Below are 24,440 nucleotides of genomic sequence, written 5' to 3'. Positions count from 1 at the left end.
TAGTCAACAACGCTACGACTTGAAGTATGACGAGTAAATACTCTAAATAGTTCAAGATGTAGCTAGGCGACAAACGAACGAGTCGCTAGGAGCATACAATAGTATGTGACTGGCGCGAGAGAATGAAGTCAACAACGCTACGACTTGAAGTATGACGAGTAAATACTCTAAATAGTTCAAGATGTAGCTAGGCGACAAACGAACGAGTCGCTAGGAGCATACAATAGTATGTGACTGGCGCGAGAGAATGAAGTCAACAACGCTACAGTTTGAAGTATGACGAGTAGCTTGAAGTATGACGAACATAACGCGTACACTACCCGCCCTTAAAATAAACACCTAATGTGACAAACACATCGTCACTGGAGTAAACATGAGCTTATTTAACCAAATTGCGAGCCTACTTGGTGGCGAAAAAATCAATCAATATAAAACTGTCCTTGACTGGATTGGATCTCAAGGCGGCATTGAAGGCTTAGTAAAGCAATTTGATACAGCGGGTTTAAGTGAGCTTATTCAATCTTGGATAAGTACCAATACAAATTTACCTATCAGTGCTGAACAAATCGTAGCGGTTTTTTCATCGCCTGTTATTAATGAACTTGCGTCAAAAATTAATTTAAATGCGACAGAAGCTTCTGAAATGGCGGCTCAATATTTGCCTAAATTAATTGATAAAGTCACACCGGATGGCGTTGTACCTAAAGACTTAGATTTAGTCAGTGCTGGTATGGATATTTTAAAAGCGAAGATTTTCGGTGGCTAAATAAACCGACTGTTTTAATGCGTTTTCCCTTACATCCCATAAGAGAAAACGCATCACGTTCTTAATAATCAAAATTGATTACAGCAAACCTTCTTCAATCAACGCTTCATGAAAACGTTGTTTCTCTTCAGGTGTTGCCTGAATACGTTCTAAAGGTACATCTAAAGCATAAGGGATATTCTGCTGTGGTGAATAAACGGCTAATACATAAGTATTTCCATTTTGCTCAATCACAATAGGAGGGGTTTTCTTATTCCCTGAATAAGCAATACGAATATCTTTACCATCTAAATTAAGACGATAAGTGGCAATAAATTGCTTATTACTCACAACCATTTTTGCAGGGATGGCTATTAATTTTAAAGGCTGAGTTCCCACTGATAATAATGCTTTTCTCACTTTACTCGTCAATATTTGACGATAAATAAAAAAGATCACACTAAAACCAAATAAGCCGATAAAAATAATAGTGCTAATTAAACGAAGCCAAATATTATCTATCGCCACATCAACGGTCATTTTACTTAGATCATTTGCATCAGCGACGGGTTCAACTAACACATCTTTGGGACCTAAATCTAAAAAAGTAAAATTACGCGAAACTTCATTGCCTTTATAACGCAAATCAACACTACAGTTAGTAAGAACAAAGAGTTGCGAGCGACAAGAGCCTTTCACCGTAGCGTCAACAGGTACTGCATTCTCACTGATTTTATAATCATAAAGAATATTGGGAATTTGATAAGCACTAAATACCGTCATTGCTAGCATGAAAATAACTAAGAATAAGGTGCGAAATAATCCACCGTCTCCTCTTAGTGGAACTAATTTCAAAGGTCGAGTTGGAAAAGCATCTAATACTTTATCCGAAAGTTTAATGCTAGTTTGCACAATAATTATATCCATAAAATTAGAGAGTTTTCGCAGTATAGCAACTATCATGAATATCAATAATAAGATTTACTCTAAGTTTTAATGAATACCTTTCTTTTTTATTTTATATAAATTTAACCTGCTATTTTGACTGCGCGACTTATCTAAAGTAACAGATCAAAAATAACAGGCTAATAAATAATTAATTATTTTATTACACGTTCTGACGCAAATACCTAGCCGCCTCAACCATATTCGCTAATGCTGCGCGTGTTTCAGGCCAGCCTCGTGTTTTCAATCCACAATCTGGGTTCACCCATAAACGCTCTGCGGGAATTCGAGATTGTGCTTTTCTTAATAAACCCACGATCCATTCCACATTTGGTACATTAGGTGAGTGAATATCGTAAACACCCGGTCCAATTTCATTTGGATAATCAAAATGTTCGAAGACTTCTAAAAGCTCCATATCTGAACGTGAGGTCTCAATAGTAATAACATCCGCATCCAGTGCTGCAATAGAATCCATGATGTCATTAAATTCGCAATAACACATATGAGTGTGGATTTGTGTTTCATCATCGGCAATAGCGGCACTTAATTTAAAGGCATCGACAGCCCAATTAAGGTAAGCTTGCCACTCATTACGACGCAGTGGTAATCCTTCACGTAATGCAGGCTCATCAATTTGAATAATACCAATACCCGCTTTCTGTAAATCATCCACTTCATCACGCAGTGCTAATGCAATCTGTTTTGCAATTGTTTCACGCGTCACATCTTCACGAGGGAATGACCAACATAAAATTGTCACAGGACCTGTAAGCATGCCTTTAACTGGTTTTTCCGTTAATGACTGCGCGTAAGTTGCCCAATCCACGGTAATCGGTACAGGACGACTAATATCACCGATAATCACTGGTGGTTTTACACAACGTGAGCCATAACTTTGTACCCAGCCATTTTGCGTAAACACATAACCATCAAAATGTTCACCAAAATATTCCACCATGTCATTACGTTCAGCTTCGCCATGAACTAATACATCAAGACCAAGGTTTTCTTGTTCTGATATTGCTTGCTTAATATGTTCACTAATATTTGTGCGATAAGCTGCCGTATCTATACGCCCTTTCTTAAAATCTAAACGAACAGTACGAATTTCTGTTGTTTGCGGGAATGAGCCAATCGTGGTCGTAGGCCATAATGGCAGATTAAATCGAGCTCGTTGTACTTCTGCACGTTGAGTATAAGGTGAATTTCTTTCACTATCTTGTGCTTCAATTGCCTGTAAACGAGCCTCAACTGTTGCATTATGTACACGAGTCGAGTGCTGACGTTGACGAATTGGCGCACTGTACTGTGCCAATTGTTCATCATACTCACCTTCTGGTGCATTCAACGCCTTGGCTAACAAAGCCACTTCTTCACATTTCTGAACAGCAAAAGCAAACCAGCTTTTTACTTCATCATCAAGTTTCGTCTCTGCATTTAAATCAATTGGGCTATGCAGTAATGAACATGATGTTCCGATCCACAAAGGACGCTTATCTTTTAGCGCAATCACTTGCTGATAACGTGCGCTTAAATCTGCTTTCCAAACATTTCGACCATTAATGGCACCTAATGACAGTACCCAGTCTTTAGGTAACGCTTGGTGTAAATGTTGCAAATCATCTAGCCCAGCTGAAATGTCAACATGAAGCCCATTAACAGGTAAATTTTTAATAATATCAAGATGATGAGAAATACCATCAAAATAGGTTGTCAGCAGTAATTTAGTTTGTCCCGTTAATGCTTGATAAGCTGTTTGGTACGCATTTTGCCATTCAACAGGTAAATCGAGTACCAATGCAGGCTCATCAATTTGCACCCATTCAATACCTTTCTCTTTTAATGCAGTAAGGACTTGTTGATAGATAGGTAAAATATCTTTTAACAGCGTTAATCTATCAAATTCAGGGCCTTTCACTTTACCTAACCACAAGTAAGTCACAGGACCGAGTAAAACAGGTTTTACTTTATGACCCAGTGCTAATGCTTCATCGACTTCTTCTAGCAACTCTTTCCATGCAAAGGTAAATGACTGACCTTGCTGAAATTCCGGTACGATATAGTGATAGTTAGTATTAAACCATTTCGTCATTTCAGATGCAGCAGCAGGTTTACCTGTTGGTGCTCTACCACGAGCGACTCTAAATAGAGTATCAAGATCGAGTGAGCCATCTTCATTACGATGACGAGGTGGCACATTACCTAACAGTAGGCTTGTACCTAATACTTGGTCATACCAAGCAAAATCACCGACAGGTAATAATTCAATACCTGCATCTGCTTGTTGTTGCCAATGGCGAGCGCGAAGTTCTTTACCCACTGCAACCAATTCTTCCTGTGAAATCTTGCCTGCCCAATAATTTTCTTGCGCCTTTTTTAGCTCTCTATCTAAGCCAATACGAGGGAAACCGAGTGTGTGATTGCGAATTGTCATAATTAAAATCCTATTTTTAGCCGTCTAGATGTTTACACATCCATAATCTACAGGTAGTGTATAAATCACAAGCGCAAATTTTTCATCAACAACCTGAAGGTTTCTCATGATAGAAATAAAACATTTAAAAACGATCTTAGCCTTGAAGCACACTGGCTCTCTTGCTAACGCAGCAAATCAACTGCATCAAACACAATCGGCTCTTTCACATCAGTTTAGTGAATTAGAACATCGCCTTGGCTATCGAATTTTTGTACGTAAAAGCCAACCACTGCGCTTTACTTCACAAGGGGAAGTGCTCGTTAAATTAGCAGAAGAAGTATTGCCTATCGTTCGTAGGGCGATTGAAGCGTGTAATGAACCGGGTAGTGTGAATTTGAATATTGCTATCGAATGCCATAGTTGCATTCAATGGTTAACCCCTGCATTACAGCAATATCGTCAAACATGGCCTGAAGTGACTGTTGATTTTCATTCCGGAGTGACATTCGATCCACAACCCGCATTATTACAGCGTGAATTAGATGTAGTGCTAACCTCCGATATCTTGGATGATCCTCGTTTACATTACACACCGTTATTTGACTATGAAGTGAAATTAGTTTTATCGCCAGACCACCCTCTGGCTAATCGCTTACATATTCAGCCACAAGATTTAATTGCAGAAACGCTATTTATTTATCCCGTACAAAGAGAGCGCTTTGATGTATGGCGTCATTTCTTGCAGCCCGCAGGGATCACTCCACATTTTAAACACGTCGATAATACGTTGTTATTAATTCAAATGGTTGCAGCCGGTATGGGTATTGCTGCATTACCTCATTGGGCTGTTGAGAATTTTGAAAAACAGGGATTAGTTGTTACAAAAACATTAGGAGAGGGATTATGGAGCCGGTTATATGCCGCTAACCGTAGTGGAGAGCAACATCAACCGGCAATTCGAGAATTTATTCGCTTATCAGGTCAGCACGCTGTTAACAATCTTCCTTTTGTAAAGCAGGTCGGCGTATCCAGCGTCGATGGATCCAAAGTGATGCAACAATCAGGCTCGCGCCTATGATGAAACTTGGCCAATTTGGATGTTGTTGCCAAATAGAGAAGTTCACTAATAACCCAGCTGGAACCATCATGTTATTCATAATAGCTAAGGTTCCGGCATCAACTTGTGTGGCACCATAGTTCCACATGAAATACCCTATTCCAGAAGCGCCAATTCCTAACCAGAGTAAAACACTCCATTGTAGTGATGTTGTTGGCATTTTCTGCCAATCAGCAAAAAACAATGCACCAACCAATGAAACCGCAACTGCACCAAGATAAAACCAAGAAAATGCATGATGTTGAGGAATAGGATGTACTTCCATTAACCGTTTATAACCCACCTGACCGATAGCAAAGAAAATATTAGCCAATTGCACTAATAATAATCCATACCAAAAATCATCACTTAAATGGTCATAGCGAATAATTGCCGCACCTAATACCGCTAATAATGAGCTAAATGCATAACCCCAACGTAATTTCTGACGCTCTAATAAATCATAAATTAACGTGACATAAAGCGGTGTTAATACAGTAAAAAGTAAAAATTCTGCGACAGTCAAATAGTTATAAGCGTGGAAGACAAACAGATACATAATACCGAGTTGGCAAGCTCCCACGAGCATATAAAGCAAAATCACCTTAAAACGAATTCCCTTCCAACGTAAGAAAGGTAAGAAGACCAAAGCCGCCAAAGAAACGCGGATCAGAACAGAAAGCCAGCTATCAACCTGACCCGCGAGATACTCGCCGATCAGGCTAAAAGAGGCTGCCCATAACAGTGTTGTAATAACGAGCAACCACATAATTAACTGTCTTTCTCTACTAACAATGCTTCCATTAAATCCAATTCATGTAGCAATAATTGGAGCGTTTCATTACTGATTTTTCGCGTCGCTCTTAGATGGTAAAGCTCACCACGTTCAGCACGTAATGCCGTTAAGCGAAAACGCCTTTCGAGATCTTCTTCTAACGCGTTATGAACCATTTCATCTTGATTTGCTGTGCGGCGTCTTAAATACCCCGTTACACGAGAAGCCACTTCATTAATTTCTTCAGCATCTAACTGCTCTTCAGTACTTGCTGCTAAACGCTCTTCCATTTTATTCAGGCTGACAATTGCTACTTCTGCCATTACTTTACGTGCATAGCGCACTTCATTTTTGTCAGCTTCTTTGTCGGTTGCTTTCACGCCTTTTAATAGGAAAGGAAGAGAAATAATACCCACTAAAATCGACAGCAAAATAACGCCAGCAGCAATAAAGATAATTTGATAACGCCCCGGGAATGTACTGCCATCGGTTAAAAATAGTGGAATAGAGAGTGCACCCGCAAGCGTAATAGCACCACGAACACCAGCAAATGACGATAACCACAACTCACGCGTTGTATAATTAGCAAAATCAAGTGGATGCTTTTTCATAAAGATACGGCTAATTTTCTTCATTAGCCATAACCATGTAAATCGCAGGATCAGCAGTGCAAAGTAGATAACGAAGACAGCTGCAAACAACATCCAGACTTCAACTTCAGGGTCAAGATCTGCTTGAATAACAGAGCTTGTCCAGATAATAGGAAGTTGTAAGCCAAGCATGATAAAAACAAGTCCGTTAAAAACAAATTCAAGCATTGACCACACGCTATCGGCACGTAAACGCATCGCAAGCGGTGCATTACGAATAACGCCTGATTTACTGATAGTCATACCGGCAGCAACAGCAGCTAAAATACCTGAAAAACCAATATGTTCTGCAATAAGATAAGAGGCAAAAGGCAGCAGCAACATAAAGACGATTTGTGTAGCAGGATCGTCTCCACTCCAACGGCTCATTAATCGTAGAGATTTACTGTAAAGCAAGGTGACACCGATACCTGCCAGTAATCCCCCAACAGCGACTTTGAAGAATTCAAGGGTTGCACCACCAACAGTAAACACCATTGTGCCCATTGCTACAGCAACCGCAAATTTCAAGGCAACCAGACCTGAAGCATCATTCATTAATGCTTCACCCTCTAAAATACCCATTATTCGCTTAGGTATTCGCCCTTTACCGACAATGGACGAGAGTGCGACCGCATCTGTTGGCGAAAGTACTGCCGCCAATGCAAATGCAGAAATAAGAGGAATACTTGGCATCATCCAATAAATCAGATAACCGATACCAACAACTGTCACCATGACTAAAACAAGCACAAGAATAAAAATCTCACGCCCATTTTGGATAAATTCTCGTGTCGGTGTTTTCCAACCATCAACAAAAAGCAAAGGTGGGATCAATAGAACGAGGAACAATTCAGGATCAAAAGTGACATGTAGACCAAACTGAGGCCATGCCAATAAAGCCCCTATCACAATCTGTATTAATGGTAACGGAACACGAAAGGGAATTAATTTTGTGATAACTCCCGAAACTGAAACCACCAGTATTAAAATCAAAATAGTAAAGAAAATTTCCATGTTACCCTTACATGCCTATTTTTATCCTGAAAACCTAGCATCTTTTCCTTGTCATAAGGAAAACCTACCGAATGATAAAGAAACACATTATGTAAAATTTGCGCATCATATCTTTCTTTATCTCTATCTATGCATCCACGCTTATTTTAAACAGATCCCACACAGACTCTGTGAGAATATTTAAAAATTAAGATTAATCGTATCTAACACCGCACATTGTATGCAAATTATTACTCTCTATTTATTAACGGCATTAATTATAGAAAGCATACGTTTTTATTTCTCTTTTTCAGTCTAAGCAATGTAATAGACCGTATAAAAACGTAAAACGTTAAGTAATTAAATAAAAAATAATAGATAAATAACAATAGCGATTAAATTTGAGAGCTAACTCGTAGTGCTAATGATTATTCAATTGTTCTTAACATCGACATCATAACAACATCACAATACTTGCCCTCTCTAAAGGCGGCTTTACGACGTACACCTTCAACTTCAAAGCCTAACTTCTTATAGAGATGCAAACCTCTTTCGTTGTCTGAATACACTTCTAATTCTAATCGTGTGGCTGCTAACCAATTGAAAGCATAATCAATTGCTGTATTGATGAGTAACTTACCGACACCTTTCCCAGAGTATTCAGCGCCAACACCGATACCAAAACTGACAATGTGGCGACGACGAGGGTGATTATCGATTATCAGTGCTAAATGTCCCGCAACTTGACCATCAATGGTTGCAACAAAATTAGGGATATTTTGCTCTGAAAATTCAAGTAATCTTTTTTTCCACATCGTGACTGAAGGATAAGGAAATTGGCAAGTACAAATATATAAATCAGGATGTGTATATAACTGTTGAATTGCTGATGCGTCGTCAGGTTCACCGTGGCGTATTTTTATTTCTTGCATATATTCTACCAACTATTTAATAACTAGGTTTAATTTCGACAATAGCGAATAAAAGTAGATAAATAAATAGCAAAAAGGCGGAATAAAAATATATTCCGCCTTTTGTCTTTAAAACCGATTATTTTAATTAAATTGCCCACTCACCCGCATAAAATGCCACTAGAGCAATAGTAATTAATACTGTACCAATATTGAGTTTACGCCATTCTCCGGCAAATACACGACCAATCACCAAACAGCCGAAACCTAACATAATGCCTGTGACGATATTGCACGTTAAAACAATAAATACAGCACACACCATGCCTGACATTGCGTCAACAAAATCACTGAAATCTAGCTTAGTGACATTGCCTAGCATCAATAAACCTACATACATTAATGCAGGTGCCGTTGCATAAGCTGGAACTAAATAAGAGAGAGGCGATAAGAAAAGGATCAGTAAGAATAAAATACCAACCACAGTTGCGGTTAATCCTGTTTTACCACCAGCGGCTGTTCCTGCGGCTGATTCAACATAAACCGCAGCAGGAGCGGCACCAATCACACCAGCAAAAATACTACTGACAGAGTCAGAAGTTAGTGCTTTTCCACCATTAATAATTTGTCCGCGTTTATCTAATAAGTTTGCTTGACCAGCAACGGCACGGATAGTCCCTGTTGCATCAAAAATCGCTGTCATTACTAACGCAAGAACACTTGGTAAAACTAAAGGTTGTAAAGCACCTTTAATATCCATCGCAAACAATAAAGAAAGCCCTTCTTCACCTAATTGAGGCATTTTAAAGATGCCTTGATATTTCACATTAGGATCAAAAATAAGACCAATAATCGAAATAGCCACAATCACTAATAGCACGCCACCCGGTACTTTACGTTTTTCTAATCCGAAAATAGCGGCTAATCCAGCAAGTGACATAAGAACAGAGAATGATGTAAATTTCCCCATTGCAACAGGTAAGCCATCAAATGGATTTTTCACCACTAATCCAACACTATTTGCTGCGATTAAAAGTAAAAATAGCCCTATCCCTATTCCCGCACCATGTGCGATACCGATTGGAATATTTTTTAAGATCCAAGTACGAATGCCGGTTAATGAGAATACGGTGAATAAACACCCCATTAAAAACACGGCACCTAAAGCAACAGGTACAGAGATGTTTTGTCCTAAGACCAAGCTAAAAGCGGTAAATGCTGTTAATGAAATAGCACAACCAATTGCCATAGGAAGATTTGCCCACAATCCCATTAGAAGAGAGCCCAATCCCGCGACTAAACAGGTTGCGATAAAAACCGCTGTATGTGGAAAACCGGCTTGTCCTAACATGCTAGGAACAACAATCACGGAATACACCATCGCCAAAAATGTCGTCAAACCGGCGATCATTTCTTTGCGAACAGTTGTACCGCGAGCTGTAAGTTTAAAATAGCTATCCAGTTTACCTGTGGTTGCTGATTGATTAGCAGACATTACATTCCTCTGACATAAAAACGGTTCACTCTCCAAAAAACGAAAACGATTACGTATCAATTAAAATAACCTCTTATTGATAAAAATCTTAAGAGGGAGTCAAAAGCAAACGTTTGGTTTTTCGTGTAGATTGAGTGAGAGAATTTGACGCAAACGATTATCTGGTGCTTTTAGGGTAAGAATCAAGCGAAAAAATACATTTTTAATAAAAATGTCATAAAAAGATAATTTAAAGTCAGAAAAAAAGAAAAAGAGGAAAGCGACTATCTACTTTCCTCATCATTCTACTTTTATACAATCATCTAATATCATGTTTATCTCACAGTAGAAAAACAGATTAACCAATTGTTTTTATTAAAATTATATTAAACAACCTGATAACTAGGTATATTTATCTATTATTAGTAGCCTTAATAAGTTGCCTAGATAAATAATACCTCCCGTTCCCAATGTGTGGCGATTAATGGTTTGCAGTATTCATTATTTTTTATCTGAAGATGGTGTCATCTTCTACTTCTAACGTTAGATGAATAAACGTTGTTTTAGCAAACAACTTTCTGTTCAATATAGGCATTTCTAGATTATTCTTAATAAGTTTTAAAATAAGTATAATTACGAAAGATAATTATAATCATTTATAAAAAACAATAAGATAAAACTAAATATTTAGAAATAAAGAAAAGAGAGAGTTCCTCTATCATATTCCTATCACTCTAAATGGAATACGATAGAAGAGGAATGATATTAAGATGAGCTACTGTTCAGTGCTTCAACGCCTAGATTCCAACGTTCCATCGTTGATACTAAGAATAAACCCGTCATTGCAACCAATAAGAATGGTAGTGAAGATGAAGAAATTTCTGACATCGCGCCAGCCAGTAAAGGTCCAGATAAATTACCAATTCCCCATAACATCGCCGCAGACGCATTTGCAACCATCAGATCATTACCTGAGAAATATTGCCCTATTTGTACTAACGCAATGGTGTATATCGCACCTGCTGTTGCACCCAGCACCAGTAATAAAGGCCAAATCAAAAATGTATGAGACATCGTGATCGGTAATAATAAGCTTGCGAGTAAAGTCACCACACCACAAATTCGATATAACCGCGTTCTGTTCATATGATCAGCAAGCCAGCCAAATGGCATTTGCATAATGGCGTCACCGGCTAAAATAGCGCTTATCATCATTGCTGCAATCGCTTCAGTATGTCCCACACTTAAGCCATAAATAGGAAACATTGAAAGCACGGTACCATCAAAAAAAGCAAAGAAAACAATACCGCCGCAGATTGCGGGTGCAACTTTAACAAAGCGAATAATAGAGAAATTAGGCTCTTGCGTATCTTTCGGTAATTTATCTCCTGTTTTCTGATCCATCATTAAAAACAGGACAATAGAAATAATATGAATAAAGACACTAATTAAAATAGGTGTCTTATCTGCGACACCATAAAGCGCAATAATTGAAGGCCCTAATAACTGACTGATGGTAAATACCGTGGTATATACCGCTAAAATTCGCCCACGTTTATTATCTGGCGAAAGCTCATTAATCCACGTCTCTCCTAAACAAATCATCACACCACTGGCAATACCAGTGATAAGTCGTAAAGGAAATAACAACTCTAGCGGTAAGCTTCCCATTAAAGGTAATAAACTGATTGCAGAAACAATGGTTGCTAATAGCATCGCAAAGCGTTTACCAATCCATTGCACAATACGCCGAGCAAAAGGTGAAATAACTAACATCCCAATAGCTGGCGCGGCGGAAATAAGTCCAATGATAGATTCACTAATACCCACTAAATTGAGGCGTAGTGCAACCATAGGAATAGTTAATCCGATAACAATCCCGATAACGCCAATACTTACCGTGATAGTTGTTATCGCAAAAACTTCGGATTGGCGATAATTTTGATGTGACATGTTATTTTGTTTCTGTGAATAACAGAAACCTCTGTAATAAAAGGAAGGTGGTTAAATAAAATATTGTTATATTATAGGGGATAAGAAATAGATAAACATGCTTAAAAAGTAACGTTAATCAGAGAAAGATCTCCGTTTGACTCACGAAGATCTTTACCTTTCACAATATTCTCACTTCACCGTCATTTATCCTACAACGCTTAAGAAAAATAACGGTAGATAAGCACAGTACCTGATGCCAATACAATGGTATAAATCACACTCATAAATCGTGCTTTTGACATACGTAATGTTAAATTTCGCCCTAACCACACACCAGCAAACATCGCGGGCAAGAAAATAACGGCTAACTTAAGAATATCCAATTGCCAATAAATACCCGCAAATAAGAAAATTACCACTCGCGTTAGTGTACTAAAACCAATCAATGTGGTTTGTGTAATACGAAACTTATTTTTGTCTGCAATTCTGCCTGATAGATAAATCGCATATAAAAAACCACCACTACCAAACAAAGCACTAAATACCCCACCAATTAACCCAAAAGGATAAACCAAACGTTGAGAAAATTGGCTTTCCTGTTTTTTCCAAAACAGTGCATAGATTGCATAACAAGCGGCAAAGATACCTAAAAGAAGAGAAAGTAAATCAGGTCGTGTGGTTAATAAAATTGTTGCACCAACAAGACTACCTATAATAATAAGCGGAATAAGATAGCGTATCTCTTTAAAATCTGCCTGTTTACCATCTCTTAAGACATTCACTATGGCAGCACTTAAATCGATTAATGCCAATAAAGGCACTATCATTGAAAGAGGCAAATAAAGTGCTAATACTGGGCCTGCAATTAACGCCGAGCCAAACCCAGCCATACCGAAAATAACATAAGCAAAAAATAAGGTAAGTAAGCAAATAAAAAGATCAGACCAACTAAGTAAGTCCATCATAATAAACCTTGAATAATTATCATTTAATGAAGGATATTAGCGTAATTATTAAAAATCGAACAGTGATCGTAAAACTATTCGCAAAATACAGCAGAAACAGGATCTCATTTTTCCGAATACAGCTAATTAGTGTTATTATCTAATCGGAATGACACTTTTAAACTAACGATATTTTGAATTGGCAATGAACCCACAACCTCCTAAAAAAACGAATGAATACCTTGGTAATAAAGTCAAACAGTTAAGACAATCTCGAAACTTGTCACTTAATGAGTTATCAAGAAAATCGGGAATATCCAAGGCTGCATTGTCAAAATTAGAATCCGGTGATTCTAATCCTAGAATCGATACCTTAGAGGCTATCGCGATAGCGCTTGGCTTTCCTTTGGGAGATTTATTTAGTTTTACGCGTGAAGAATACCCTCGTTTAGAACGACATAAACCTATCGTTGGGGATTATGCTCAAGAGTTTAAATTCCGTATTGGTATCGGCAATATTACTGAGATTTGGCATATCGAAATGAAGCATGGTGCGATTATTAATAGCCCTGCTCACGCAGATGGTACTCAAGAACACATCATGGTCTATTCTGGTAAATTAATGATGCGTTTTGATAACGACGAAACGGTTTTATTAGAAACCGGTGATTTTTATGCTTTTCATGGTAATGCGCCCCACTCTTATATTTGTGTAGAAGGCCATTTGCGCGCCTCTGTGATTATGTCTAGCCCAAATCAACAGCATTACCACCATCGTCCTTAATCAATTTATTGCCCTAGCTTTATTACTCACACGATAATTAGCAAATCATTTAACTGGTTTTAATTATCGTGTGAACTTAACGATCAATACCCCTTCATTTAATGTCTTCATATTCGCTTCAAGTTGTCTAGAAATCCTCTCTTTATCTAATTTATTTTTCTTTATTTTCAGCTATGTTTTTATTAATGCTATTCGGATAATAAGGAACTTCAATGAGTGGAAATCATGAACATGCGGACGTAAAAACACTACCTGAATCGCGATTATTAATTGCATTCGGCTTAACATCATCATTTATGTTAGTCGAATTTATTGGTGGTTATTTAACGGGTAGCTTGGCATTAATTTCCGATGCCATGCATATGATGACGGATGCTTTCGCACTTTTACTTGCACTGATCGCTATTCATGCAGGCAGAAAAGCCGCTGATGTTTTTAGAACTTATGGTTATGCACGCTTTGAAATATTAGCAGCAACCATGAATGCACTTATTTTAATGGCAGTCGCTTTCTATATTTTATATGAAGCCTATAAGCGCTTATCTTCTCCTCCAGATATTCAATCTGTTGGGATGCTTATCATCGCGTTAATAGGTCTTGTAGTTAATCTGATTTCAATGAAATTACTCACCAGCACAAAGGATGAAAGCCTTAATGTAAAAGGCGCTTACTTAGAAGTTTGGGCTGATATGTTGGGCTCAATTGGCGTAATTATTGGTGCGGTCATTATTTGGTTTACAGGTTGGGAGCTTGTTGACTCTATTATTGCCGTGTTAATCGGTTTTATGGTTTTCCCACGAACTTGGATATTACTTAAAGAATGTCTGAATATTTTACTTGAGGGCGTGCCTCGCGGTATCGATCTTATTCAGGTTACTGAAACAATTAATAATAATCCTGATGTTGTAGGCTCTCATGATTTGCATTTATGGGCACTCACACAAAGTAAACTTATTTTAAGTGGACACATCGTTTATCAACCTAATGCCAATCATGAAGAACTTAGAATTCACCTTGAGCAACAACTTCGTGAGCAATTCCATATCAACCATATTACGTTACAGATGGAATGTGAGGACAGACAACAGCTTGAAGAAAATCACCACTAAAACAGAATAAATTTATACACTCATAAAATTCTGGCTCTCTCTTAATGATTAAAGAGAGAGCCAATCTGTATTAATTTAAATAACTTTCCATTTGCTCAAAAACACGTAAGTCATCGCTGAATCTCACTTCTTTTACGTCTTCAAGCTTTTCTACCTGACTCACCATCTGCATTAAGCGATCATCTTTTTGCACTAATAGCCAAATCCGGCTTTTATCGCTATTTTTCATCGGTAAACACAAAATACCATCGACGTTAAATGCACGGCGAGCAAATAGCCCACAAATATGGGTCATAACACCGGGATGATTGCGAACAATCAATTCCAGCGCGATAGGTTGTGATTGTTGTGACATAAATTAAGCTCCTATCATCTCAATATTTGCCGCCCCTGGCGGTACCATTGGAAATACTTTTTCATGAATATCAATCATTACATGAATTAAACATGGACCTGGTTTTTCAATCGCTGCTTTTAGCGCACTGGCAGGATCCGCTTCCTGATTTAAGTCACAGGTATCTAAACCAAAACCTTGTGCAATACGAATAAAATCTGTTTGATAAGGGTAAGCCGCAGCATAAATACGCTCTTCAAAAAACAGCGTTTGTTGTTGGTGAACCAATCCTAACGCCTGATTATTTATCAAAATAATTTTGATATCTAATTGATGTTCAGCTGCCGTAGCAAATTCTTGAATATTCATCATAATGCTACCATCCCCTGAGAAGCAGAGGATTTTCTTATCTGGCTCAGCTAATGCGGCACCAATTGCTGCTGGTAAACCAAATCCCATCGTACCTAAACCGCCAGACGTTAACCACTGTCGAGGTCGATTTAACGGATAGGCTTGTGCTACCCACATCTGATGTTGCCCAACATCTGTTGTAATAATGGCATCATCATCTACGCAATTTGCGGCTGCCAATACAATACCGTAACCACTCAGAATATTTTCAGAGTTTTTCATCTCTAATGGATATTCTTGTTTCAGTGTCGTAACACGCTCTATCCATTCATTGCGCTTGTTTGTATTAATCAATGGTAATAACAGTGATAACACTGATTTTGCATCAGCGTGGATCGCAATATCAGGGCGTTTGATCTTACTAATTTCAGCGCGATCGATATCAACATGAATAATTTTAGCATTAGGGCAAAACTTCTCGGCTTTACCAATGGCGCGATCGTCAAATCGAGCCCCTAATACAATCAACAGATCGGCTTCTTCTAAAATAAAATTGGTGCTACGAGTCGCGTGCATACCCAACATCCCCAAATACAGAGGATGCGAAGGTGGCATTAATCCTAACCCCATTAAGGTCATTGTTGTTGGCAGGTTGTTTTTCTCTGCTAATTCAATTGCTTCTTTACAGGCTTCCGAGCTAATGATCCCCCCACCTAAATATAAAACAGGTTTTTTAGCCTGATTAATCATTTGCGCCGCTTGTATCACTAAATCAGTATTAAATGCGGGAACAGGATCTTTTTGTGGAATAGGCGGTAACACTTCTAATGTAATTTTGGCTTGCTGAATATCTTTTGGTACGTCAACCCAAACAGGACCCGGTCTTCCTGACATCGCTAAACGAAACGCATCACAAATAATTTCAGGTAACTCAGCAATATCACGAACTAAATAGTTATGTTTAGTAATTGGGATAGACATGCCGTAAGTATCAACTTCTTGGAAAGCATCAGTTCCAATCATCGCTGAAGATACCTGACCTGTAATACAAACTAAAGGAATAGAATCAAGCTTAGCATCGGCAATTGCTGTGACTAAATTTGTCGCACCCGGTCCACTTGAAGCAATACAAACAGCAGGTTTACCATTTGCACGGGCAATACCTTGTGCAATAAAACCAGCACCTTGTTCATGGCGAGTTAAGATATGTCGAATAGATTTACTTTGGCTCAATGCGTCATACAACGGAAGCGCTGCACCACCAGGGATCCCTGCAACTGTCGTAATGCCTTGCCGTTCCAGTAAATAAACGATTAATTGCGCACCAGTAAACGTTCTACTTGTTGTGGCGTTTTCTTGTTGATCACCCATTTTTATCTGTCCTTTGTTTTAAGCCGGACTTGATGGGCAGGTAGAAAAGAAAAACCCCGCCCGGTTAGTGCGCCGGCGGGGTTTCGAAATTGTGTTGATTCGGACCCGTTACGGCGCTTTGCCGACGACCACCACCACACGCACGACAACCACAGCCGCGATGTGCGCTGTTAGTCGTAGGCTTTGTAGTAGATTAGTGATGATCATGGGTTACCTATCAATTAATTTAGTGATGTGTTTACGTGTTATCTATATTTAAAAAAACATAACTTCTACAAATTAACAACCTTTTTTTTCGGTTTATTTTTTATCACCGCTAAAAACGAGAGCTAGATCACTTCTAGTGAAAATCAAAAAATAACTCCGATTGCAGCATAAAAAACTAGATTAATTTCACATTACAGAATAACCAAAAATCCATTTAATAACGTAAACACATCAATTTAATTTTATAGAAAAGCGACTTGAACCAATAACAGTGTTGCTGAAAGTACAAACATAAATATCACCATCGGCATAATAAATTTAAGCCATTTGTTATAGGAGATATCTAGCATTTGCAATGTCGCTAACACCAGTCCGGTAGGTGCTAAAAACAACATAATATATTGCCCCCAGTTATATGCTGATACCACCATATAACGAGGAACACCAACTGCGTCAGCTAATGGCGCCATAATTGGCATCGCTAAAACCGCAAGACCTGAAGAGGAAGGAACAATAAAACCTAGACAGATAAAAACAACGAGCTGTGCTAATAAGAATAGGCTTGGTGGCATTCCTGCAACCATATGAGACATAAACTCAAGGATAGTATCGGCAATTTTACCTTGTTCCATCACAAGGTTAACACCACGAGCTAAACCAATTATTAATGAAACGCCAACGAGTTCAGAAGCCCCATGAATAAATCCATCAATGGCTGTTTTTTCTTTTAATCCAGAAAGGAAAATTATGATGATAGCGATAGCAAGGAACAGAGCCGCCATTTGTGGGAACCACCAGCCCATGTCCATAACGCCCCAAACCATAATAGGAAAAGCAGCAACAAATAAGCAGAGGATCACTTTACGACGCCACGAAAATTCTAATATCTCATTAGGATCGTAATTACTTAAAAAGCGCTGTTTAAAACTTTCGGCATTTTCATAATTATAAGAGAAAGCCGGATCTTTTTTGATCTTCTTGCAATACCAATATAAATAAACCAAAACACCGATCGTACCAATCACTAACCCAATAGTACGAAAGCCAATTCCTTCAATAAAACTGATCCCCGAAGCATTTGATGCAATAACAACGGAGAAAGGATTGACAGTTGAGAAACCTGCCCCCATTGAAGAGGCAAGAAAAATAGCCCCGACACACACAATAGCGTCATAGCCCAATATTAAGAATATAGGGACTAATATGGGATAGAAGGCGACGGCTTCTTCTTCAATCCCACAACTTGTCCCGCCTATGGATAATATAATCGTGACACCAAATACCACTAAAAACTCTTTGCCTTTGGTTCGATTTGCCAGTGCTGTTAAACCTGCATTGAATGCGCCAGTTTTATTAACAACTCCGATAAGCCCCCCCAATACAAGAATAAAAACAATAACATCAGCTCCCTCTATCGTCCCTTTCACCATACTTTCGGTAATATCCATTATCCCTTTAGGTTGCTGTGCTACGCGTTCATAGGTTCCGGGTATTGCTATCGGTTTTTTAATTGTCCCATCCGTGAATTTATCAATCTCAATAGAGACATTTAAATCATTTAATGTGGCTTGAGTTGCAGGTAACACTTCATGAGAACCATCTATTTTCGCAACCACTAATGATGGCTCTGTTGAGTTATAACTTAATCGTTGATATTCGCCAGCCGGAATAATCCACGTTAAGCCAACCACAATTACTGTAATTGCAAATAAAATAGTAAATGCGGTCGGAAACGCAAACTTTTTAAGTTTCATAAGCGCCCTCGACTTAAATAAGAGGTAACTCTGCCAGTAGAAATAATATCTAACTGGCAGTGTTTATTTTTAGAATTAAATTTAGAATGATGATAAGTATGATATTAATCAGAAATAATTGTTGTACCTGTTTTTCCTTCTAAAGCAGATAATGCATTATCTAAAGAAGTAATAATCGCTTGTACACCTTTATCACTCTCTTTTATAAAATTAAGGCAAGCCTCGACTTTAGGTAACATACTTCCTTTTGCAAATTGCCCTTGAGAAATATATTCCTGAGCTTGGGAAAGGGTTAATTTATCTAAATTCACTTGCTCTGGTTTATTAAAATTAATAGCGACTTTATCAACAGCCGTTAATATTAATAAAGTATCTGCTTTTAATTCGACAGCTAATTTAGCGCTAGAGTTATCTTTATCAATAACAGCATCAATACCTTCTAATTGCTCCCCTTTTCGAATAACAGGAATACCACCACCACCAACCGTGATCACCACAATATTGCGTTCGACTAACTGTTTAATAATTGGTGATTCCACAATTTCTTGCGGTTTGGGTGATGGAATAACTCGACGATATCCACGCCCTGCATCTTCCATAAAGTGGAAGCCATGCTCTTTTTCAATAGCCTCTGCTTGTTGTTGAGTATAAAACGCGCCAATTGGTTTTGTGGGTGATAAAAAAGCAGGATCATTTTTATCAACAACCACTTGCGTCACAATGGTTGCACAGCCATGATTTTTATTCAGATTTCTCGTACATAATTCATCATTAATCGCCTGTTGTAGATGATAACCGATATAGCCTTGGCTCATTGCACCGCATTCAGCAAATGGCATATAAGGGGTGCCTATGTTCTGTTGCGATGCATAATCCATAGCTAAATTGATCATCCCTACTTGCGGACCATTTCCATGACCAATAATGACTTGGTAGCCTTTCTCAACCAAATCTACAATCGGTTTTGCGGTTTTCCGTACTATCTGTTTTTGCTCTAGTGGCGTACTGCCCAGTGCATTTCCCCCTAAAGCAATAAATACCTTCTTAGGCATCGTTAACTCCTTGCTTTAGCTTAAAGTCGCAAACATAACGGCTTTAATGGTATGCATACGGTTTTCAGCTTGGTCGAAAACTTTTGATTGGCGGGACTCAAAAACACCGTCTGCCACTTCCATTTCACTCAAGCCAAATTTTTGATAAATATCTTCACCAATAGTTGTTAAACGGTCATGGAATGAAGGTAAACAGTGTAAGAAAATAGCGTGTGGATTTGCCATTTTCATCATAGATTCATTAACTTGATAGGATTTTAATAAACGAATACGCTCATCCCAAACACTGTCTGGCTCACCCATTGAAACCCAAATATCGGTATAGAGAACATCAGCGTCTTTTGCCCCTTTCTCGATATCTTCTGTCAATGTAATAGAGCCTTCGTTTTCAGCTGCGATTGCACGACATTCCTTCACAAGCTGCTCTTCTGGCATTAAAGATGCTGGGCCACATGCGGTAAAATGTAAGCCTAATTTCGCGCAAACCACCATTAAAGAGTTAGCAACGTTATTGCGGGCATCACCAAAGAAAGTCAGCTTAAGCCCTTTTAAATGACCAAAATTTTCTTCAACTGTCAGCATATCCGCCAACATTTGAGTTGGATGGAATTTATCGGTAAGACCATTCCATACAGGTACTCCTGATTTCGCTGCCAATTCTTCAACTAATGACTGATCAAAACCACGATATTCAATACCATCATAGAAACGCCCTAACACACGCGCAGTATCTTCAATAGACTCTTTTTTCCCCATTTGTGATGAGCCTGGATCAAGATAAGTAACTCCCATTCCTAAATCATAACCCGCAACTTCAAAGGCACAACGTGTACGTGTTGAGGTTTTTTCAAATAATAAAACGATATTTTTACCCTCTAAAGAGCGATGAGGAATACCCGCCATTTTTAATGATTTAAAATGTTTAGAAAGCTTTAATAAATATTGAATTTCAGCTGATGAAAAGTCGAGTAATTTTAAAAAACTTCTACCTTTAATATTAATAGACATAATAATCCTATCTCCTAATTATTCTGATAATAATAGAGTTAAAAAATATTTTGTTATTTAAAAAATAGAGAACCTTCCTCAATAACCTAGGTTATTAAGAAGTATGCTTTATATTTTTAGAGCATAGAAAGAGGGTTTATCCGTTAAAAACAGAGAAATGGAAGCACTGACGTTGTTTATACATCATAATGTGGGCAATACGTCTAATATGAGGTGTTTTCCTATTATTATTTTCCATAATACTAGTACCTTCACTTATAGGTATTAAATGAGGGTTACAGTGAAACATATAGGAATTAACATTAATGTGACTATCATCTCAATTATCTATTTACGATAAAAACCATATATCAGTAAAAATAAATTATCAAAAACACATTCCATTAACACACAATAAAAAAGTGGTTGATCATTTTTATATTAATAATGACCTCAATTAAATTAATGAGATAATAGAATAATAGCCAATAAAAAATTATTTTTATTTGGCTATTATTTAAATTATGCGTTTATAGTTAACATTAATGATACATTTTGATACTAGAATAATTTAGCTAACATCATCACGGCACTACAAATAATTAAGATCAAAGTCGCATACTGAAACACCCTGTCAGGCATTCTGATTAACAGCCACTTAGACAGCGGAATAGAGATCAACGAACCTAAAAATAACACCAGAGCCAAATGAATATCTGTATGCCCATCTTGCATATAGGCGAGTGCTGAAGATCCCGATAATAATGTCGTGGTAAATATAGAAGTACCAATGGCTTGCTTAATCGAGAGGTTTGCATAACGCAGCAATAACGGTAATACAACTACGCCACCACCCACCCCTGTCGCACCTAAAACAACACCTGCTGCAATTGCAGGAAGTAATAGTGCTTTTATATTTAAAGGTGCTAACGCTGTATTTTCAACGACAACCGGAGGTAATGAGAAAAACATTCTCTGTACAAAGAGAAATAGAGAAAAAACAATAGCACTAACAACAAGCGCATTAATTCCCCATTCAACTTGTTGCTGATACTGCTCTAGTGAACCTAAGTAATTAACCAAAACACTGGCTAAAAAGGTACTTGGTAGCATTATTCCTAATACAATCATCGCCCTTTTAAAGGGAATATTTCCAAGGCGAAAATGCATATAAGACGAAGTGACTTTCATCAACATGGATAATAAATTAGCCGTTGCGACTGCCATTAATGCATTCATGCCAAAGAAATAGGTCAATACAGGTAAAACAATAACCCCGCCACCCACACCCGTCGTGCTTATAATTAAACCAATAGCCGCACCCACCGCTAATGTGGTGATAAGTAACATTATTGATTTCCTTGCATAACAGCTTCTCGCCCTTTTAATAATGCTTTTTCTGCTGACTCACTGGCTAATGTCATATATTTAAAAAACAGCACATCAAAGGCGACCATTTGTAAAACTTGTGGCGTGATCACCCCTAATTGAGAGTGTTGCTCGTCATAAAAATAAGGCAACGTATAATCAGATAATCGCGTTGCTTCATCTTGTCCAAAACGCGTTAATGCCACCGTTAAACAACCTTCATCTTTTGCTGATTTCAGCATTCGATTAATATCCGCCGTATTCCCTCTAGCCGTGACAGCAATAGCAATATTATCAACAGATAAATTAGCGGAATAAGCCAGTTGAGCATGAAGATCTGGACTAAATAACGTGTTTTTATTTACACGAATTAATTTATGAAAAATATCACTCGCCACAACCGACGATGCACCAATACCAAACAATACGATACGTTTTGCTGATACCATTTTTTCAGCTAACACATCAATGGTATTGGGATCTAACAAAGCCAACGAATCCAAAATAGCGCTGGTAAACAGATGCCCTGTTTTGGAAATAATTAATTCTGTCGAGTCTGTTTTTGCAAGATTGCCATAGAGAATATCGCCACTACTTTTTTGTTGCTTTTCTTCTGAAAGGTAATCAATTTTAAATTCAGGATAACCGCGATATCCCATTTGACGAGAGAAACGGATAACAGAAGCACTACTTACACCTGCTTTAAGTGCCAGATCAGCGGCATTCATACTGGCAATATTCTCACTATTCTCCAATAAATAATGAGCAATACGTTGTTCTGTGCCTTTGCCTTGTGTTAGCAAACTTTCAAGCTTTTTGGTCAGTGTCGACATTCTGTTATCCTTTTTATTTCTGACTTATTTCTCTGGATCAGTAAATCCCATTAGCATACTGGCAATAAAACCGACAATCCATGCACCTAATACTGCAATCAAGAACTTAATAATTTGACCATCACCGACTAACGGAATTAATGATAACCCAGCTGTACCAAATGGAATAATGATCCCAACTTGGAAATATGCCATTAATGCACCACCCGCAGCGCCACCAATACATCCTGCGACAAACGGTTTTCCTAATGGAAGAGAAACACCAAATAATAAAGGCTCACCAACACCAAAAATACCAACAGGTAATGCACCCATTAATGTTTTCTTTAAACGCTGATTTTTAGTACGTAAATAAACCCAGAAACAAGAGCCTACTTGCCCCATTCCACCCATAGCTAAAATAGGGAATAGGTAATTTAAACCAAAAGTATTTAAGATTTCGGTATGAATAGGAATTAACCCTTGGTGTAATCCCGTTAAGAGTAAAAATAAGAAACTTCCCCCTAACGCTGCACCCGTTACAACTGCGCCACCACCTTGATTTAAAAGTGATAGTGAAACGCCCTGTGCTAATAACTGATTAAGATAATGACCGATTGGTTGGAATATCATAATCGCCACAAGTGAAGAGACTAAAATAGTCACAAACGGCGTTAAGATAAGATCGAGACTCTCTTTAACGATACTACGAAACCATAATTCTAATTTTGAAGAGAACACGACCACCATTAGTACCGCAAAAATACCGCCACTGTTTGGCTGTAATTTCTCGCCAAATAAAGTGATATCAGCAAGTCCCGGCATGGCTAATAACCCCGCCATTACCGCACCAATCGAAGTTGACGCTCCCAACTCTTTCGCTGTATTTATCCCAATCATAATAGAAAGATAGGCAAATACCGTACTACCAATTAATTTGAATAATTTAAATAGCTCGGGGAATTGCTCAACTAAGCCCGGTGCGACTAAACGGATAATATTAATTAGCCCCATAATCAAACCGCAGCCAATTAAAGCAGGAATTGTCGGAACAAAAATAGCCGCTAATGTATTTAGCATCCGACGAATGGAAAAGCCTTTTTTCACTGGTGTTGACGCAGGCTCATCTTCACTACTTGCAGAGCTGTTTTGCATACGCTTATTCATGATGGAATAAACTTTTGCCGCAGTTCCCATTCCTACAATTACTTGATGCTGTTCGCCATTAAATACAACACCTTTAACGCCTTCGACTTGTTTTAAAGCGTCCGAATCAAATAGCGAGCTATCTTTTAAAATCAATCGAATACGGGTCATACAATGTGTTAGGATTGCCACATTTTGAAACCCACCAGCGTGTCTTTCTATTTCTATTGCTAACGTGTCGAGATGTTCTATTTTATTAGCCATATATGTGCCTGCTAAAGTTCAGAGTGTTTACT

The 24,440-nt window shown here is 38.1% G+C and carries 22 protein-coding genes; 4 read left to right on the top strand and 18 right to left on the bottom strand.

What is annotated here, in order from left to right; genetic code table 11:
- The first annotated feature begins 373 nt into the window (after positions 1-373).
- Complete coding sequence (locus tag EHE21_RS02080) at positions 374-766, top strand: YidB family protein (RefSeq protein ID WP_194951713.1); 393 nt, start codon at positions 374-376, stop codon at positions 764-766.
- A 78-nt stretch (positions 767-844) separates the two neighbouring features.
- Here EHE21_RS02080 and EHE21_RS02075 read toward each other — a convergent pair whose 3' ends face one another.
- Both EHE21_RS02075 and metE read right to left on the bottom strand, forming a co-directional pair.
- A complete protein-coding gene (locus EHE21_RS02075) occupies positions 845-1,672 on the bottom strand; it encodes a hypothetical protein (RefSeq protein WP_194951712.1) in 828 nt (275 codons plus the stop codon).
- A gap of 181 nt (positions 1,673-1,853) precedes the next feature.
- Positions 1,854-4,127, bottom strand: coding sequence for a 5-methyltetrahydropteroyltriglutamate--homocysteine S-methyltransferase (metE, locus tag EHE21_RS02070; protein WP_194951711.1), 2,274 nt, complete (start codon positions 4,125-4,127; stop codon positions 1,854-1,856).
- Between the two features lie 106 nt (positions 4,128-4,233).
- Between metE and metR the strand changes: the two genes are divergently transcribed.
- The gene (metR, locus tag EHE21_RS02065; protein ID WP_075672279.1) at positions 4,234-5,187 is read left to right on the top strand and encodes an HTH-type transcriptional regulator MetR; all 954 of its coding nucleotides are present in this window, start codon (positions 4,234-4,236) and stop codon (positions 5,185-5,187) included.
- Here metR and EHE21_RS02060 read toward each other — a convergent pair.
- The 6 genes from EHE21_RS02060 to EHE21_RS02035 form a co-directional block, all read right to left on the bottom strand.
- A complete protein-coding gene (locus EHE21_RS02060) occupies positions 5,102-5,974 on the bottom strand; it encodes a carboxylate/amino acid/amine transporter (protein WP_194951710.1) in 873 nt (290 codons plus the stop codon). The genes metR and EHE21_RS02060 overlap by 86 nt on opposite strands.
- A gap of 2 nt (positions 5,975-5,976) precedes the next feature.
- Complete coding sequence (locus EHE21_RS02055; RefSeq protein WP_088493911.1) at positions 5,977-7,626, bottom strand: Na+/H+ antiporter; 1,650 nt, start codon at positions 7,624-7,626, stop codon at positions 5,977-5,979.
- A gap of 407 nt (positions 7,627-8,033) precedes the next feature.
- Positions 8,034-8,537: a GNAT family N-acetyltransferase gene (locus EHE21_RS02050; protein WP_075672273.1), complete on the bottom strand. Its 504-nt coding sequence runs from the start codon at positions 8,535-8,537 to the stop codon at positions 8,034-8,036.
- 127 nt (positions 8,538-8,664) lie between these two features.
- Positions 8,665-10,011 (bottom strand): NCS2 family permease, encoded by a 1,347-nt coding sequence (locus EHE21_RS02045; RefSeq protein WP_088493913.1) that lies wholly within the window; start codon positions 10,009-10,011, stop codon positions 8,665-8,667.
- A 744-nt stretch (positions 10,012-10,755) separates the two neighbouring features.
- Positions 10,756-11,943 (bottom strand): MFS transporter, encoded by a 1,188-nt coding sequence (locus EHE21_RS02040; RefSeq protein ID WP_194951709.1) that lies wholly within the window; start codon positions 11,941-11,943, stop codon positions 10,756-10,758.
- 200 nt (positions 11,944-12,143) lie between these two features.
- On the bottom strand, positions 12,144-12,890 hold the full coding sequence (locus tag EHE21_RS02035) for a sulfite exporter TauE/SafE family protein (RefSeq protein ID WP_160229926.1): 747 nt from the start codon (positions 12,888-12,890) through the stop codon (positions 12,144-12,146).
- 184 nt (positions 12,891-13,074) lie between these two features.
- Here EHE21_RS02035 and EHE21_RS02030 point away from each other — a divergent pair, with 184 nt between their 5' ends.
- Together EHE21_RS02030 and EHE21_RS02025 are read left to right on the top strand one after the other, a co-directional pair.
- Positions 13,075-13,653 carry a helix-turn-helix domain-containing protein gene (locus EHE21_RS02030; protein ID WP_069368071.1) on the top strand — a complete coding sequence of 193 codons (579 nt, stop codon included), beginning with the start codon at positions 13,075-13,077 and terminating at the stop codon, positions 13,651-13,653.
- Positions 13,654-13,865: 212 nt separating this feature from the next.
- On the top strand, positions 13,866-14,762 hold the full coding sequence (locus EHE21_RS02025; RefSeq protein WP_194951708.1) for a cation diffusion facilitator family transporter: 897 nt from the start codon (positions 13,866-13,868) through the stop codon (positions 14,760-14,762).
- Positions 14,763-14,832: 70 nt separating this feature from the next.
- Here EHE21_RS02025 and ilvN read toward each other — a convergent pair whose 3' ends face one another.
- The 10 genes from ilvN to EHE21_RS01975 all read right to left on the bottom strand — a co-directional run bounded on the left by ilvN (position 14,833) and on the right by EHE21_RS01975 (position 24,408).
- Entirely contained in the window at positions 14,833-15,117 is a 285-nt protein-coding gene (ilvN, locus tag EHE21_RS02020; RefSeq protein WP_069368073.1) for an acetolactate synthase small subunit, read from the bottom strand.
- 3 nt (positions 15,118-15,120) lie between these two features.
- Entirely contained in the window at positions 15,121-16,818 is a 1,698-nt protein-coding gene (gene ilvB, locus EHE21_RS02015; protein ID WP_088493916.1) for an acetolactate synthase large subunit, read from the bottom strand.
- Positions 16,819-16,926: 108 nt separating this feature from the next.
- Complete coding sequence (ivbL, locus tag EHE21_RS02010) at positions 16,927-17,025, bottom strand: ilvB operon leader peptide IvbL (RefSeq protein WP_088493917.1); 99 nt, start codon at positions 17,023-17,025, stop codon at positions 16,927-16,929.
- Positions 17,026-17,267: 242 nt separating this feature from the next.
- On the bottom strand, positions 17,268-18,779 hold the full coding sequence (locus EHE21_RS02005; RefSeq protein ID WP_075672261.1) for a YfcC family protein: 1,512 nt from the start codon (positions 18,777-18,779) through the stop codon (positions 17,268-17,270).
- 104 nt (positions 18,780-18,883) lie between these two features.
- On the bottom strand, positions 18,884-19,831 hold the full coding sequence (gene arcC, locus EHE21_RS02000; RefSeq protein ID WP_194951707.1) for a carbamate kinase: 948 nt from the start codon (positions 19,829-19,831) through the stop codon (positions 18,884-18,886).
- A 15-nt stretch (positions 19,832-19,846) separates the two neighbouring features.
- On the bottom strand, positions 19,847-20,839 hold the full coding sequence (gene argF, locus EHE21_RS01995) for an ornithine carbamoyltransferase (protein ID WP_088493920.1): 993 nt from the start codon (positions 20,837-20,839) through the stop codon (positions 19,847-19,849).
- A 136-nt stretch (positions 20,840-20,975) separates the two neighbouring features.
- Entirely contained in the window at positions 20,976-21,077 is a 102-nt protein-coding gene (speFL, locus tag EHE21_RS18975) for a leader peptide SpeFL (RefSeq protein WP_109372621.1), read from the bottom strand.
- A 302-nt stretch (positions 21,078-21,379) separates the two neighbouring features.
- A complete protein-coding gene (locus EHE21_RS01985; RefSeq protein ID WP_088493921.1) occupies positions 21,380-22,168 on the bottom strand; it encodes a sulfite exporter TauE/SafE family protein in 789 nt (262 codons plus the stop codon).
- Positions 22,168-23,019: a MurR/RpiR family transcriptional regulator gene (locus EHE21_RS01980; RefSeq protein WP_194951706.1), complete on the bottom strand. Its 852-nt coding sequence runs from the start codon at positions 23,017-23,019 to the stop codon at positions 22,168-22,170. Before EHE21_RS01980 ends, EHE21_RS01985 begins: the two co-directional genes overlap by 1 nt.
- Positions 23,020-23,043: 24 nt before the next feature.
- A complete protein-coding gene (locus tag EHE21_RS01975) occupies positions 23,044-24,408 on the bottom strand; it encodes a PTS transporter subunit EIIC (protein WP_194951705.1) in 1,365 nt (454 codons plus the stop codon).
- Between the last annotated feature and the right edge of the window lie 32 nt (positions 24,409-24,440).

This window comes from Proteus sp. GOKU, assembly GCF_015475555.1.
Classification (GTDB): Bacteria; Pseudomonadota; Gammaproteobacteria; order Enterobacterales; family Enterobacteriaceae; genus Proteus; species Proteus mirabilis_B.
This window is presented reverse-complemented; position numbering and strand designations above follow the sequence as displayed.